Source organism: Endozoicomonas sp. ALC013 (genome assembly GCF_049310205.1).
Taxonomy (GTDB): domain Bacteria; phylum Pseudomonadota; class Gammaproteobacteria; order Pseudomonadales; family Endozoicomonadaceae; genus Endozoicomonas.
In genome coordinates, this window is the sequence record NZ_JBLYNS010000137.1 from 1 (window position 1) to 13,742 (window position 13,742).

Annotated in this window: 17 protein-coding genes; 14 read left to right on the forward strand and 3 right to left on the reverse strand. The window is 42.9% G+C overall.

Features of this window, described 5'->3' with window-relative positions; translation table 11 throughout:
- Window positions 1-134: 134 nt before the first annotated feature.
- Window positions 135-1,145, reverse strand: a complete 1,011-nt coding sequence (locus ACO6V1_RS19185; RefSeq protein ID WP_422450438.1) for a phage integrase — start codon at window positions 1,143-1,145, stop codon at window positions 135-137.
- 23 nt (window positions 1,146-1,168) lie between these two features.
- Window positions 1,169-1,498 (reverse strand): helix-turn-helix domain-containing protein, encoded by a 330-nt coding sequence (locus ACO6V1_RS19190; RefSeq protein ID WP_422450439.1) that lies wholly within the window; start codon window positions 1,496-1,498, stop codon window positions 1,169-1,171.
- Between the two features lie 230 nt (window positions 1,499-1,728).
- Between ACO6V1_RS19190 and ACO6V1_RS19195 the strand changes: the two genes are divergently transcribed.
- The 9 genes from ACO6V1_RS19195 to ACO6V1_RS19235 all read left to right on the forward strand — a co-directional run bounded on the left by ACO6V1_RS19195 (window position 1,729) and on the right by ACO6V1_RS19235 (window position 8,098).
- Complete coding sequence (locus ACO6V1_RS19195; RefSeq protein ID WP_422450440.1) at window positions 1,729-1,944, forward strand: MerR family transcriptional regulator; 216 nt, start codon at window positions 1,729-1,731, stop codon at window positions 1,942-1,944.
- Window positions 1,945-1,965: 21 nt separating this feature from the next.
- Window positions 1,966-2,274 carry a hypothetical protein gene (locus ACO6V1_RS19200; RefSeq protein WP_422450441.1) on the forward strand — a complete coding sequence of 103 codons (309 nt, stop codon included), beginning with the start codon at window positions 1,966-1,968 and terminating at the stop codon, window positions 2,272-2,274.
- Between the two features lie 425 nt (window positions 2,275-2,699).
- Window positions 2,700-2,990, forward strand: a complete 291-nt coding sequence (locus tag ACO6V1_RS19205) for a hypothetical protein (RefSeq protein ID WP_422450442.1) — start codon at window positions 2,700-2,702, stop codon at window positions 2,988-2,990.
- Complete coding sequence (locus tag ACO6V1_RS19210; protein WP_422450443.1) at window positions 2,990-3,202, forward strand: hypothetical protein; 213 nt, start codon at window positions 2,990-2,992, stop codon at window positions 3,200-3,202. Before ACO6V1_RS19205 ends, ACO6V1_RS19210 begins: the two co-directional genes overlap by 1 nt.
- 19 nt (window positions 3,203-3,221) lie before the next feature.
- Window positions 3,222-3,425, forward strand: a complete 204-nt coding sequence (locus tag ACO6V1_RS19215) for a major capsid protein (protein WP_422450444.1) — start codon at window positions 3,222-3,224, stop codon at window positions 3,423-3,425.
- A gap of 112 nt (window positions 3,426-3,537) precedes the next feature.
- Window positions 3,538-4,893, forward strand: coding sequence for a virulence factor TspB C-terminal domain-related protein (locus ACO6V1_RS19220; protein ID WP_422468073.1), 1,356 nt, complete (start codon window positions 3,538-3,540; stop codon window positions 4,891-4,893).
- Window positions 4,894-4,919: 26 nt separating this feature from the next.
- Entirely contained in the window at window positions 4,920-5,237 is a 318-nt protein-coding gene (locus ACO6V1_RS19225; protein WP_422450446.1) for a DUF2523 family protein, read from the forward strand.
- Between the two features lie 130 nt (window positions 5,238-5,367).
- Window positions 5,368-6,672 carry a zonular occludens toxin domain-containing protein gene (locus ACO6V1_RS19230; RefSeq protein ID WP_422450447.1) on the forward strand — a complete coding sequence of 435 codons (1,305 nt, stop codon included), beginning with the start codon at window positions 5,368-5,370 and terminating at the stop codon, window positions 6,670-6,672.
- Between the two features lie 118 nt (window positions 6,673-6,790).
- A complete protein-coding gene (locus tag ACO6V1_RS19235) occupies window positions 6,791-8,098 on the forward strand; it encodes a hypothetical protein (RefSeq protein ID WP_422450448.1) in 1,308 nt (435 codons plus the stop codon).
- Window positions 8,099-8,507: 409 nt separating this feature from the next.
- On the opposite strand, the gene ACO6V1_RS19240 is transcribed toward ACO6V1_RS19235, so the two are convergent.
- The gene (locus tag ACO6V1_RS19240) at window positions 8,508-8,726 is read right to left on the reverse strand and encodes a hypothetical protein (RefSeq protein ID WP_422450449.1); all 219 of its coding nucleotides are present in this window, start codon (window positions 8,724-8,726) and stop codon (window positions 8,508-8,510) included.
- A gap of 637 nt (window positions 8,727-9,363) precedes the next feature.
- Here ACO6V1_RS19240 and ACO6V1_RS19245 point away from each other — a divergent pair.
- From ACO6V1_RS19245 to ACO6V1_RS19265, 5 genes are all read left to right on the forward strand, one after another.
- Window positions 9,364-10,341, forward strand: coding sequence for a hypothetical protein (locus ACO6V1_RS19245; protein WP_422450450.1), 978 nt, complete (start codon window positions 9,364-9,366; stop codon window positions 10,339-10,341).
- The gene (locus ACO6V1_RS19250) at window positions 10,334-11,419 is read left to right on the forward strand and encodes a hypothetical protein (RefSeq protein WP_422468075.1); all 1,086 of its coding nucleotides are present in this window, start codon (window positions 10,334-10,336) and stop codon (window positions 11,417-11,419) included. Before ACO6V1_RS19245 ends, ACO6V1_RS19250 begins: the two co-directional genes overlap by 8 nt.
- A gap of 10 nt (window positions 11,420-11,429) precedes the next feature.
- Window positions 11,430-12,128 carry a hypothetical protein gene (locus ACO6V1_RS19255; RefSeq protein ID WP_422468077.1) on the forward strand — a complete coding sequence of 233 codons (699 nt, stop codon included), beginning with the start codon at window positions 11,430-11,432 and terminating at the stop codon, window positions 12,126-12,128.
- Window positions 12,129-12,172: 44 nt separating this feature from the next.
- Window positions 12,173-13,075 (forward strand): hypothetical protein, encoded by a 903-nt coding sequence (locus ACO6V1_RS19260; RefSeq protein WP_422450452.1) that lies wholly within the window; start codon window positions 12,173-12,175, stop codon window positions 13,073-13,075.
- Between the two features lie 90 nt (window positions 13,076-13,165).
- On the forward strand, window positions 13,166-13,742 hold a 577-nt coding region (locus tag ACO6V1_RS19265), incomplete at its 3' end, for a restriction endonuclease (RefSeq protein ID WP_422468079.1).

The window sequence follows — 13,742 nt, forward strand, 5'->3', positions numbered from 1 at the left end:
ATCCCAAATCAGGCTATTTTATAACTGATTGTTTCTATGAAAATTATTCTGACCTTTTGGTCGATATTCTGAAAGGTGTCGAAAATGTGTCGAAGGATTGTCGAAAAAAATCAGCCCTGAATTTTATTATAATATCACTGTCGCTCAAGCTGGGCTAAAGGATTCAGGTTGATAGCATCCTTGAAGTGCTCAGGATCAAACTTTGCATATTTCATGGTCAGCTTGATATCCGTATGCCCCAGTATGTTCTGGAGAACGATGATATTTCCCTTGTTCATCATAAAATGACTGGCAAAGGTGTGTCTGAGTACATGGCTGTTTTGGCCTTCTGGTAAGCTTATTCCTGCGAGTTTGACTGCCTTGGCAAATCCTCTACGGGTACATTTGAAAGATCCATGCTGTTCAAGGTGCTGCTTTGCAGCTTCATAGATATCTTCATCGAGGGGAATGCTGCGAATTCGCTTGCCTTTGGTTTTGGTTAAATCAATCTGCTGGTTTTTGAAATGATGGACTTTCCGGCTGGTTATCTCACTCCAGCGGGCACCGGTAGCAAGGCAGAGTTTCGTAACCAATAGCAGATGATTACCTTTGAAATTCTGCTTTATGACCGCCAACAGGCAATCAATTTGATCACTGGTCAGATAGGCCAGTTCCGGTTCCTGAACTTTGATTTTATGAGCCTGTGCCAGCGGGTTGGGATAGTTAATCTCTCCAATGGCGATCAGGTAGTTATATACCGACCTGAGATAGGTCAGATAATTGTTCAGGGTAGAGTCGGCAATGCCCTTATTGTCCTGCTGGCTCTTTATGCGCCTTATCGCCTTGTAATCGTTAAATCGTTTCGGTGTCATTCGACGGGCTTCGGGGTTTCCAAGTACATCAGCCATGGAATGAAGCACTCTCCGGATTCGATCTCCTTTGACCAGTTCACAACCTCGACCTTCATACCAGAGATTAATGATGGTTTTCAGAGAACGATTGTCCTGACGATCATAGTCTTCCCGGTCAGCATGTTTCCATTTGATCTGGTGATAGTATTCCAGGCATTCTGCCTTGGTGTTGCAGGTTTTGCGATAGCGTTTGCCTTTAGTGATTTCTACATCGAGTTTCCATTTTCCGGTTTTGGGATTTTTTGTAATTTTCATAAGCTGACTGACCTTTTGTCACGCTAATAGCGTTTTCGGGGTTTAGAATTGAGGATCTCCTTGACCTTTTCAGGCTCATAGCCTGCCAGTTCTTTTAAGAATGCTTTCTCTTTTTCACCGAAAATATTCTCAGCCTGACCGGTAATAATGTACTCAATCAGGTAAGGAAAGCGTTCGCTGATGGCTTCCAGTAAATCACTGGTCGGCCTTTGACGACCATGCTCTATGTTAGCGATCAGGTTGACGCTGCATCCCAGCAAATCAGCCCATTCCTTACGGGTATACTCCAGCAATCTCCGAACCAGCTCCAGCCGACCATTCATGGTCAAACCGTTTTTGTCAGTCCTGCTCATTTTTCAGCTCCTATGCCCCTATCCAGCCTCCTGAGCTGTTAAATCGGGGGGGGTAGTGTTGGTATGTACTCAATACTACCTGCGCTAATAATTTTTTGCAGTACATGACAAATCTACATGCAAGGTAATAAAAACCTTTACATGGTCTAATTATAGATGTAAATATTACATCTGCATGTTTTATGCATAACTAGAAGTTTTCATAAACCTTAATCGTCAAGGATGATGGTATGGATATTGAAGACATGATCATTAAGGGCTCTTTGCCCAATGACATTATCTGTTCCCCAAGAGATTTTGCTGATTCTCTCCACGTTACCGAGCATGTAGTTCGTCACTGGATGAAAGAAGGTATTTTGCCTGTATACCGGATAGGACGGCGTACCTTTATTAACCTTCTGACGTTCAGAGAAATGGTGGCCAACAAAAACAACACTCTTCTTTAATCAAACAATAAGGACTATAAAATGAGCAATGTATTTATTTATACAGGAAGTGCTATTGAGGAAGTGGATATATTAAACGACCATTATCTTCAGCTGATTCTGATACAATATGCAATCAAATCAGTTGTTGATCAAAAAGATCGGTTGGAAAATGATTTAACTAATGGTCAGCATATCATTTCTGAAAATCTCAAGAACCAGTGGATAAATGAGTTAAAAACCATAAGAACCATTCAGGCTTTCTTGTCTGAGTGGTTGCATCAATTAAATAAATCCTGCCCAAACCCAGAAGCTTACAGCGATGAGACACAGAAAAAGCGCACGCATTAAGCCTGGCTGCTCTCTGGAGGAACGACACCTGGTAGCCATGGACAGGATCAAGGCCCATATATGGGAATGTGTCTACCATTATCACCGAACCAAAGGGGTGATTATTGGGCGTGAGCCTCCTAATGATACATGGCCAACCAGTAATAAGATGTCGTCTGATTCTGAATAATTAAATTGATTTATTGACAGTGAAGGCAAGGCGTTAATATTAATCGCAGGGCAACCCCTTGCCCTTCCATGCGATTAATCGCCTTGCCAAGGTTCGCTGTCAAAAAATCAATTTATCTTTTTGGATTGTAAAGATTTGCATTCCTTTTAGTGGTTATGGGCGGTTACAGGCGACTTTCAATACATCTATTGAAATCCTTTTATTTCCCAATTAAACCTGTAATTGCCAAAACAATTAATTCAACAAGGAGCAAAAAATGGAATCATCAATAAAGGCACTTTACCTGGGAGCAAAAGTAACAGAGTTTGAATCCAGTCGTTATTTGAAAGTCTTCTTATCTTCCACTGGAGAAGATGACGATCCCAATATTTTCGGTCTGGACGTTATGATTTGCAGTTCTGATTATGAAAAGCTTTATGACTTTCAATCTTTACAGCCTTTAAAGCCTTATGAGTTTCGAACTAAAGTCATGTCCGGTTCAAAGCAACGAATTTCCATCAAAATTCTTGGCATTAAAAAACCGGCATTAGAAAAGGCGGTTAAATAATGCAACTACTTCTGTGTGAGGGGTTTAGTACGGATGCCGAAGGTGGGATTTCCTGCTCAGGTGAATCCGCCACCCTGACACTGGAAGAGGTGCAGGCAATCCCTGCACCCAATGGGCTGACGAAAGAACAGGCGGATAGCCTGATTGGTGCCGCGCTGTTGGCACTGGTGATTGGGTTTATCTTTGCCCTGATCCTTCGTCAATTACGTTAAACCAACAAGGAGATTAGCCATGAAGAAGCTAAAACACCTTGCACTCATACTGGCCACTTCAGCAATGGCATCCAGTGCCTTTGCTGAGATTGATGTGTCAGCTGCAACCACGGCCCTGACCACCGATGGTTCCGCTGCAATTACTGCGGTGGGTACTGCTCTGGTGGGACTGGCTGGCATTGCCGTTGTGTTCAAGTGGGTCAAAGGCGCGATGTTCGGCTGAGACCTGTTTGAATGGGTTGGCGGGAGGTTTGTCCTCCCGTCTTTATGACCAGGAATGGTCGGTATGAACAACGATAAAAGGACAACAGGGTTATGTGGGTACCAGACTATGGATGGTTCTATGTGCTGGTTGTTCTATTGGCTGTCTGGATGATGCGGCCATGAACTATTTCAGGCTGTTTTTGTTGCTACCACTGTTCACTATTTCTGGTTTCTCTGAAGCAACCTGGATAGCAGATCGAGATTACCTGAACTGCAAATTCAATGAACCTTGTGATCCCAGAGCAGTTTGCCAGGAACCGAATTTTCTTTATCTTTATGATCGTGAAGCCAGTCCTTTGATCTGTTTCACTACAAACTACTACATCAAGGTTGGTTTTAACCTTGAGCAGCCTTGTCCATCTGGTATTGATCCCGAGACTTTTCAATGTGCAGGCCAGACCAGTTGCCTTGATGCAAAACCAGTCACCAGTTCTACCAATGCGCAAACAGCCTGTTTTAACCAGTGCAGCTACACCTCATTAGGCGGATTTCGTGACTATGATAATGCGCTGGCTCCCATTGCCTATGAATACATTCCTACCGGTGGAGCCTGTACTGGCAATGAAGAAACTGCCCAGCTTGCCGGTGTCAGTGAATACACGGAAATCAATGAAGATGAATTGCCCTGCCGCTCAGATGGCAATACTCAGGTGTGCATCAGTGCTGACAAGACTTGCAAGCTGGTGAATGGGGTTCCTGTCTGCATTGATAACCAAACAAGGGAAGACCAATTCAACTGTGGCACGTTTAACGGTGAGGTGGTCTGTTTTGAGAAGGACGCCTATAGCAACTGCCAGTATGTGAATGGTGAGTATCTGTGCGTCTATCCAGAGGGGAATAAAGTCGATCCCGATTCTGTTGATCATCCGGCAAATGGCGGTAACGCCAATGGCAAAACCAACGACGATATTTTGGACCAGCAGGATCTTGCCGAGAATACGCAAGAAGCCCAGTCAGTAAAACAAATCGTCAGAGAAACTGGCATTCGTCAGCAAGCTGAAAAACAAGCAGAAAGTAATAATCCTAAATCAGCTTTTTCAGGCTTGGGCTGTGATAAGGAAGTGACCTGCACAGGCGATGCCATCCAGTGCGCTATTGCCAGAATGCAGAAAAAACAGCTCTGCCTTTCCGAATTTAACGACAGTGAAATCAGTTCCATTATCAGCAGCCATTCAGACATGTCACCGTTGGGTTCACTGCCAGGCGATACGCTGGAAATTCATGTGGATGACTTTCTGGAAACTGATGAATACGTCACTTCCGATAACCAGTGCCCTGAACCCATCGGTTTCAGCGTGCTCGGTGCTGAGTATGAAATTGTCCTGACTCCCCTGTGCGATCTGGCTTCTTATATCTCATGGTTCATCCTGTTTGCCACTTGGTTCTCTATGTCGGTCGTTTTGGCGAAATCCCTTGGTAATGGATAAAAGGTGCAACGAATAAGGAGCAAAGTATGGGATATATCCTCACTTTTATTGTCACCACCATTGTTCCCATTGCCTGGCTGTTGTTGCGAGGGTTGGGTGCGGGTGTTGTCACCTACTTCGGCCTGGATCTCCTGATTGATTATCTCGGGGATCAGATTCAGGCAAATTTCGATGGTATGCCGGTGGCCATGTTCCAGATGCTTTCCTTGTTGGGTATTCCCAAAGCGGTAAATATCGCCTTGTCGTTTATCACAGTCATCATGGTGATCAAGGGCATCTCCTATTTTAATGGACGGCCAAAGCAAAGCGTTTCCTTCTGGAAAGGCTTTGGTGGCACGTCCTGAATAAACGGTAGGTAACGTTGTTCATCAGCCGCAGGAAACGATGTTCTTTTCGTGAAAAGAACTTCGTTTCCTGCGGAACACAAGGGCAGCGACCAGCAAGGACGCCTACAGGAGAAAAAGGAACCATGCCATGCTTCATTTTATCACTGGCAGGCCAGGTGCCAGCAAAAGCCTGAACTGTTTCAAAACCATCTGCACTGATAAGAAATATGCGGGTCGTCCCAAGTTCTACAACAATATCAAACTGAACCTGTTGGACTATCAGCAGTGCCAGAGTTTTCAGGCTTTTTTCTACGACTGCTACCTTCCAAGTCTGACTACCAGTCAGAAATCGGTTATTGAACCGATGATTCGTCCTGTCCATGAACAGAAACGATTTGTGGAATTGGAAGATGCACCATTTCTGGAACAGGCATTTAAACAGCATGATCCACTGAGGCAATGGCTGAAGTGGGTCAAAGTCTGCTATCCAGCAGCACTGGTGCAGAAGGTGTCAGAAATCGAGAAGAAGGCTCCTGAAGGTGTGGAACTCACCTTCAAGGACTTTGAGCACCTGAACTTGCACTGGTCACACTTTCCTGACCCTCATCAATGGTATGATCTGCAAGGTCATTCGGTGCTGGTGATTGATGAGGCTCAGGAGTTCTTTCCAGTGCGCTCCGGTAAAGATAAAGTGCCGTTGTACGCTTCTCGATTCGAGAAGCATCGCCATGACAGCTTTGATGTCATCTTGATCACCCAGCATCCCAATTTTCTCGATGTTCACCTGAGAAGGCTGTGTGGACACCATACCCACTACTTCAACTTCTGGGGTTCAACAAAAGTTACCCGATACACCTGGGACAAGTGCGTTGATCCCGATGATCATTTTGCCAAAGGTGAGGGACGAAAGTCCGTCACCAGTAAGCCCAAACGATATTTCGGGGTCTATTTCTCGGCGTTTGAGCATACTCATAAGTTGAGTCTGCCGCCGGTTGTCTGGCTGATCCCGCTGCTGCTCGGTGTGATTGGCTTTGCACTGTATCTCGGCTTCACCACGCTCTTCCCTGATCAACACGGCGAAGCCGCAACAGCTCCGGAACTATCCGACACTCCGCTGCCCGTTGCTGACCTCCAGCCCCAAAGCCGCGAGCAGTACCTTGAAGTCCGTAAGCCGAGAATCACCGGGCTGAAACATACGGCACCGGTCTACGATCACCTGACCAAACCCCGTTCTTTCCCGAAACCCGAGAACTGTGTGCTCTGGCGGGAGGGGACTGCTCAGGAAGTCTGCATCTGTTACTCCCAGCGGATCACCCGCATGGATGTGCCGGACTACCTGTGTAAGGCCATTGTCCGCAATGGCTACTTTGACGAAACACTCTCGGATAAACGACACGACCGAAACAGTCGCCGCAACCACCGACGGGAGATCGAGCCCTATGACGTACCTTGAGCCAGGCACTGCGCGAGGCTGCCACGCGCAGCGGCAGCCCTCGCAGGCGGACGTTCCTGTAGCACGTCTTTAAACTGAACTACATCGAAATGTAAAAGTTATAAGAAAAGGAATTCTTATGAAATCGTTAGAAAGATACGAACTATCAAAGGATGGTGCGGAAACTATTGCAAACGACAAAGGGCTATTATTTGTTCACCCCAGGTATGGCAAGGTGGCTGACTTTTATCAGGATAACTTCCAGATAGTAGGAACCTATGTGGATACCCTCAGACAGCTATACCGTGGGCAGATGAACCCTGATTTTCTGGTGGATTGTGAGGAATCCATTGAGTTTGGAGAAAAGGTATTTCGGTTTATCGGTTATGACTGGCTATTGGGCAAAAGTGGCAAGGCTTCAGGTTATCAGTACCGGCTCCAGAATAATGACTTGGGGATTATTGTCTTCTTCAAAATGTTCCACTCCAAAGCGGAGTCCATAGGCTCACACCTGAAGATCGAATGTTCTCCCTGGTTTCTGGATAACCGGAAGCCAAAGGCTGTGGATAAATTTCTCGATAAAATCGCAAGAAAAATTCTGAACTGTGCAGAACCTCATTATCCTGCTATCCACCTTGCCGTGGATATCCAGGGCTGGAAACCGGACAGTGACTTTTCGGAGAGAATGCTCTGTCGATCCAGACGGGTATCTCAATACAACGGTATTGATAAGGCTGAGTTCAATTTCTCGGAAATCTCAGGCATCTATGACCGTTCACAGTCGTTTAAATTTGGTTCGGCGGGTGCGGTACAACTGGCGGTGTATAACAAAACCATACAGGCTAAAAGCATTGATAAGTTTGATTACATTGAACATAAATGGGAAGAAAGCACCAAACTCTCAGATGGGAATGTTGGCTACGATGCTCAGCATGACGTTTTCAGGGTGGAGCTTCGCTACCATCACTCAGTGATCCAGCAGTTTGCCCTGGGAACCTGCAACAAGGAAACTGGAGAGATTGGGGTCAATCTGAAAACATACTCTCAGATTATCAAGCATATCCAGGCTCTCTGGCAGTATGGGCTGACCTCTTTCAAATTGAAGTACAACAGTAACTACCTTGACCCCATCTGGACGGTGCTTCAGGAAGACATTGAATTTACCTTCCCTGAGTCGTCTTACGAGGAAAACCTTCACTATAAGCGATACTACAAAAAAGCGACTTCCTTCTCGGGCAAGAACTACCAGCTTTATATGGGCAACTTCCTCTCAGCTTGTGCCAGAAAAGCAACGCCATTCTGTAAGGTGCTCAAGGAGCTACAGCGCAGTATGATCTGGAGTGATATAGCCCTGCACTATGAGAAGAATCAAACGACAGAAAACCAGCTGATAGAAAAGCTCAAAAAGTCATACCAGGAAAGACTGTTGTTAGGCTATGGGATTTGATAGTTTGGTGGTTCTGGTCATAGATGGTAGTGGAAAATGGATACGCACAGGTATGTGAATTTAATCGAATATGCAATCAATAATAAGTCGTTTACCAAAAAAGAGGCTTGTGATGCCTCAGGTGTTGACTTAACGGAGTTCGATTACATATGTCGTGAGCTATTCATTTTAACGACCATACAGAATCAGAGTATCCACGATGCTGAGTGTCAACGATGGACTCTCTCTCCGCAGGCATATTTCAACTACCTCCAGTACTGTGAGTTTAAACACTCGGTTGGAAGTGCTGAGCAAGCCAAAAAGGTCTCATTTTGGGCAATAGGTATCTCTGCTGCCTTAGCATTGAGCAACATACTTATGACTTTATTAAGTGGTTAGGCTAGTGAAAGTGGGGCTGAGCCCCACTCGGTTATTTCTTGGTTGATCGAGGCTTGCCATCGTGCAACTTGAGAACTGAGTCGAGTATATCTTTGATGGCTACCAGTTCTTCCACTTCTGAGTTATAGCTCTCGCGGATCACCTTGGTGGTGTACTGAGACAGGTTCGCGATCTCTTGTCTCTTGGCTTCCAACTGATTTTTGGTCAGATGGATCAAGGTGCAAAGCATTGAGTTAGTGAGTGTTTCCATGATGTTTTACCTCTTTTGCTGAATGTAATTTGTCCAGGAACAGCAAGAGGGCGGGTCAAAAAAATGTTTTGTCCACAGGGCAATAGATTTTTTTGAGTAAGAACGATGGTGTTCAAAATTATGGAAATTCAGGAGGAGAGGTGAAGGTTATGGGTGGAAACAGAGCTAGCAAAGTTTGACCCTGTTAGTTTGACAGGAAGCATAAGTAGAAAGCGCAGTAACGGTATTAGATGTGAGTAACTATGCATGACTATAGAGTTTAGTAGGCGGCAAAGATGTGATCGTGATTCAGCATACAATAAACGTCAATATCATGATAAACGGAGAGATGGTACTATTTGGTCGATGAAAATACGCACCATGTGCCGCACGAAAGTATTTTACTATTCCTGAAAATGTAGGGATGGGCGGTAGCGTGATTTTTGAAAGATCACTTCAAACTTCAAGTGCGTACTGTGAAAAGTGGCTGAGATCTCTACAACAGCCCGAAGAAAGAACTGATACTACGGCTCTACTTTTCAATCTCAAAATACTTATGCACGTCTTTATATAACTCTAAACACTTTAATCTTTATCTTTATATAGAGCAAATCAGGTTAAAAATCTAACCCGTTAAAATCACACAGGAGAAATAGCTGTGTCTGAAACAGGCAATATTGAAGAGTTAGCGAAAAAAGTATCGAAAGATATATTCAAATGGTTTAAATGGGAGGCTTGTCCTTTAAAAGATATTGATTGGGACTGTGTTACAGAACATCACTGCAAAAAAACACATCCAGCCGACGTCGTATACTATTATGATGACCCGTACTCAGGAAAAAAGGTATACCTTAATACTGATTTGAAAAGTTACAAAAAGGGAAGTATTACAAATCAAAGTGTAAACAATGCATTAAAATCTCTTGCCATGTCAATTGAATGTGCAAATGTAAGTTCTGATTGGCAAAGTAAATTCCTCTTAGATGATGCTGACTATTCAAAAGTTATTGGCTTGCTTTTTATTTACAACCATGACAATGAGTTTGATAAAGACTCTCAAGAAATCATAAATGCTGTAGATTATAAAAAAGTGAATATGCCAGAATCAGTAATGTTATCAATTTTCGCTCCTGATACTATTAGAAGGTTATTAAATATAGTAACCGACATCAAAGGATTGATTGCAGAAGAATTATTCCCAAGGCATGAATATACTTTCTACTATCATGATCTTGTAATGTCTAGGCGATATGGTGATGAGTGGGATCAACCAGCAACACTTGAGGCACTTACAGCACCATGGCTAATCATTAAGCACAAAGATGCTGGTGAAATTGAAGAGGGTTATTTAATATACTACCACGGAGAGGGAGCAACAGTTGAAGAGTTTATTTATCTGATTGATGCACTATCACATTATCAAATGCTTTTAAGCAATATGCCTATCCGTATAAGGTTTACAGATGCATGCAGAAGTGCTCCAAATAATTTCCACAAAGCTAAGGGGGAATATTTGAAAATGTGGGGAGCCGATGAATCTCGCGAAAAACGTCTCAATACATTGAAAGCTGAGCGCATTGATAAAGTCGTATCGAATTACTGTCCAATGGAAATAGGTATGCGTGAAGATGGGTAAGAAAATAGGTCCTTCAATTTATATTCCAACTGACAAGAATATTTATGATGCTTTACAGCACAAAAAAGTAAAGCAGTCAGATTTAGTTGCCTTATTAAGAAGAAGAAATATTCTAGTTTCACCTTCGCTAGACAAACTTGAGCTGTCAATTATGATTTCAGGTCTCACTATTGACTATGAGGATTTTATATACATAACAAAGCTTTTAGAAAACCCCAACAGGAAAGAAAAAACCACACAATCATCAGTTAAGGCGCAAGTGTCTGACGATGAGATTAAAAAAGCGTGTAAGATGCTAATTGACGCAGACATAAGTGATGACACATTTAAAATTGTTAAAAGTGATAGCGATACTATATCATTGGTTGTAACGTATACTGATATTGATTTCACTAAAACTGAATTAAGACAAAGAGCAATCAAGAAGTGTGAGATTGAAATCCAAAGAGAAAATGGTGAACTCACCTTCAGAATGCCTTCTAACGAGAAGGCAAAGACAATAACAAGCAAACTAAAAGAAAATTTATCTCAAGTAAAAGGTGAAGAGCTGGAAGAAGAAACCATATCACTGGAGAATTTTATTGAAGCTGAAGCAAGAAGTTATTTCTTTGACCGATTAATAAACTTGGTGCCTGGGTATAGCTTCGAAAATGTATCAAGTGTTGATGTTTATCATTCAATTGATTCTTTAGATGATGATGAGGATGAACTAGATGAGGAACAAGCTGGTAGGTTTGCTGGTTACATAAGAAAAGCAGTTCTTGCAGGAAATGGGGTTCTTGAATCTGCAGAGTTCAATCAGTTGCATGCCCGAGGATTTTTCATATCAAAGATCGTATGGACATGCGATGAAAATGTAACGGGCGGTAATAGGGTTGAATTTGAAGCGCAATTTGGAACCCCTTCATCATGCACCGACTTTAAATACCTTGTGCGTGGTATATATAACTATAATGATCGTACTCAAGAGCATAATGTTACTAGAAGATCGGCATTGCCAAAAGAAATAAAAAAGTTAAATATTTTGCTTGAGCAAGCTGCAAAATTATCTTTTGAGGCTGTGGAAAAAAAATATTGAGAGCAAATCCATGAAAAAGGTTAAATGGTTATACTACGAATTACCAATACCTATTTTGAAATTATCAGAATTACTGATTGCTAATCAGTATTCTGAATATTTAGGCGAAGGTTTTTTGCTTTCAAAATCAACAGGTAAAACCATTGCCGGCCGCTATATAGAAAAAAACATTTCTAAAACAATTATCCAAGATCCATTTGGTAATGAAGTAGAAAACCCTGTAACGACATATTACGTATGTAATTTTAGCCTAGACATAAACTCAAATTTGTTGTGCATTTACGATCCACCGAGGACTCTTAGGAGGTTCATATCTAAGCTTCATAGCATGGTGGGTTTAGGTCTTGTACTATCAGATATTACTGTTGATCCATTAGCTTTGATACTCGATCTAGAGAAAGAAGTTGGTAAAACGAAAATTACACATATTTCATCTTATGGAATTAGAGTCGAAAAGGCAGGCCTGGCAAAAATCAGCGTTTCGGGGAAAAAAGATATTAGAAGTGAGTTTGAATCTATTACACGATCAATTAAATTTAAAACCGAATCTGTTAGATTTCAATTTCAATACAACAACCATTCAGTCACGGGGTCTTTTTCTAAAACCGGGCTATTTCAATTAAACTCGCCATCTGTATCAGAACTTATATCGAAGTTTCAGAAGTCCATTGAGAAGCAAGTTCTGACTTTTGGGCTATCTCCTTCATAAAGAATAATCAATAACAATTTAAGCATCTAGAAAGGAAGATGTATATGTCATGTGAAATTAAGAAAATTTCTACTAGTGCTCTTGCCAAACAAAGAGGATTAGTGTCTAAGGATTTCTTTCAAATACTGTTGAGTGAGGAGTTAATTGAAAGAAAGGACGATGCTTGGCACCTAACTGAAGCTGGTCTTCAATATGGCGGAGAAAACAAGACCAGCCCAAAATATGGTAATTATATTGTCTGGCCTGAGAACCTTGAGCTACCAGGTTCTGATTCATCAACAGAACAGCAAAGCTCACCTGGTAAGTTGTTGACGGCAAGTGCTGTTGCAAAACAGGTCGAACTCAGTGCTCAACGGGTAAACGCTCTCTTTTCTGAGCTTGGCTGGATCAAAAAAGCATTAAAGGGCTGGGAGATCACTCCACAGGGCAAAGCGATTAATGGAGTCCAGAAAGAAGATTATCGTTCTGGTGTTCCCTATGTCAGCTGGCCTGAATCCATCCTGGAAAATAAAGCGTTTATGCTATCCCTCAAGGAAGTTAAAGGGGAGCATGATGACTCTTCAGAAGTAACCACCACTTCAGAGCAGGTCAGCTTTCGAGAGAAATTCCCAGCGACTTTAAGAACGGCTGATGGCCATATGGTGCGTTCAAAAGCAGAAATGTTGATCGACAACTGGCTCTACATGGCAGAAATTGTCCATGCTTATGAACGTAAATTACCCATAGAAGAGGATATGTATTGTGATTTCTATATCCCCACTGGTAAGGTCTACATCGAATACTGGGGCTATGAGAATGATGATAAATACATCGCTCGTAAGAAGCAGAAGATTGAGTTATACAACAAGTATGGGTTTCATCTGATCCAGCTCAATGACGACGATGTGAAAAATCTGGATGATGTTCTGCCCAGAATGCTGTTGAAGTATGGTGTCCAGACCTACTGATCAGCGTACCTTGTGCTGATGTAGAGGGGTATTGTGGCACGACGCAGAAGAAAGCCTTCCAGGGGCGATATTATTTTACCACTGTCTGGTATGTTGGTTATTGCTTTCTGGAAAGCGGGAGACCAGCTTATAGCCATCCTGGGAGCTGTGTTAACCAGCCTCCTTTGGGTGGCGGCAGTATTCGGTGGTTTGTTTCTCATCATCCGCTTTCTTCTGAAAAAGAAAAAGCAGTTACAACTTGAGGTCAGGTCAGAATCAGAGCATAAGGTAAAGGTTTCTGCTTCCTGGGCTCCCATTCCAAAAGATAACACCAGCACATCTATCTTCGACAAGGTTAAGCTCGATGAACTTTCTATAAAGTCAGAGCAACCTCCCGCCAGTAAGCCTCCTCAATTATCAGTTGTTACCCTCCGAGAAATGGAGTGGAAGCGGTTTGAACTACTTTGCCAGGGCTACTTTTCGGCTTGCGGCTATGGCTCTCGTCTTACAAACCATGGCGCTGATGGTGGTGTGGATATTATTCTCGGAAAAGCAAATGCAGAAGGTAGCCGCCAGAAAATTTATGTGCAGTGCAAAGCCTGGTCTAATCAGAAGGTTGGAGTAAAAGCAGTGCGTGAGCTGTTTGGGGTTATGGCTGCCGATGATGTACCTTTGGGAGTCTTCGTGA

Bases quoted from the DNA above. Each gene is read 5' to 3' on its own strand.
- ACO6V1_RS19185 (WP_422450438.1), bottom strand. From the start codon at position 1,145: ATGAAAATTACAAAAAATCCCAAAACCGGAAAATGGAAACTCGATGTA.
- ACO6V1_RS19190 (WP_422450439.1), bottom strand. From the start codon at position 1,498: ATGAGCAGGACTGACAAAAACGGTTTGACCATGAATGGTCGGCTGGAG.
- ACO6V1_RS19195 (WP_422450440.1), top strand. From the start codon at position 1,729: ATGGATATTGAAGACATGATCATTAAGGGCTCTTTGCCCAATGACATT.
- ACO6V1_RS19200 (WP_422450441.1), top strand. From the start codon at position 1,966: ATGAGCAATGTATTTATTTATACAGGAAGTGCTATTGAGGAAGTGGAT.
- ACO6V1_RS19205 (WP_422450442.1), top strand. From the start codon at position 2,700: ATGGAATCATCAATAAAGGCACTTTACCTGGGAGCAAAAGTAACAGAG.
- ACO6V1_RS19210 (WP_422450443.1), top strand. From the start codon at position 2,990: ATGCAACTACTTCTGTGTGAGGGGTTTAGTACGGATGCCGAAGGTGGG.
- ACO6V1_RS19215 (WP_422450444.1), top strand. From the start codon at position 3,222: ATGAAGAAGCTAAAACACCTTGCACTCATACTGGCCACTTCAGCAATG.
- ACO6V1_RS19220 (WP_422468073.1), top strand. From the start codon at position 3,538: ATGGTTCTATGTGCTGGTTGTTCTATTGGCTGTCTGGATGATGCGGCC.
- ACO6V1_RS19225 (WP_422450446.1), top strand. From the start codon at position 4,920: ATGGGATATATCCTCACTTTTATTGTCACCACCATTGTTCCCATTGCC.
- ACO6V1_RS19230 (WP_422450447.1), top strand. From the start codon at position 5,368: ATGCTTCATTTTATCACTGGCAGGCCAGGTGCCAGCAAAAGCCTGAAC.
- ACO6V1_RS19235 (WP_422450448.1), top strand. From the start codon at position 6,791: ATGAAATCGTTAGAAAGATACGAACTATCAAAGGATGGTGCGGAAACT.
- ACO6V1_RS19240 (WP_422450449.1), bottom strand. From the start codon at position 8,726: ATGGAAACACTCACTAACTCAATGCTTTGCACCTTGATCCATCTGACC.
- ACO6V1_RS19250 (WP_422468075.1), top strand. From the start codon at position 10,334: ATGGGTAAGAAAATAGGTCCTTCAATTTATATTCCAACTGACAAGAAT.
- ACO6V1_RS19255 (WP_422468077.1), top strand. From the start codon at position 11,430: ATGAAAAAGGTTAAATGGTTATACTACGAATTACCAATACCTATTTTG.
- ACO6V1_RS19260 (WP_422450452.1), top strand. From the start codon at position 12,173: ATGTCATGTGAAATTAAGAAAATTTCTACTAGTGCTCTTGCCAAACAA.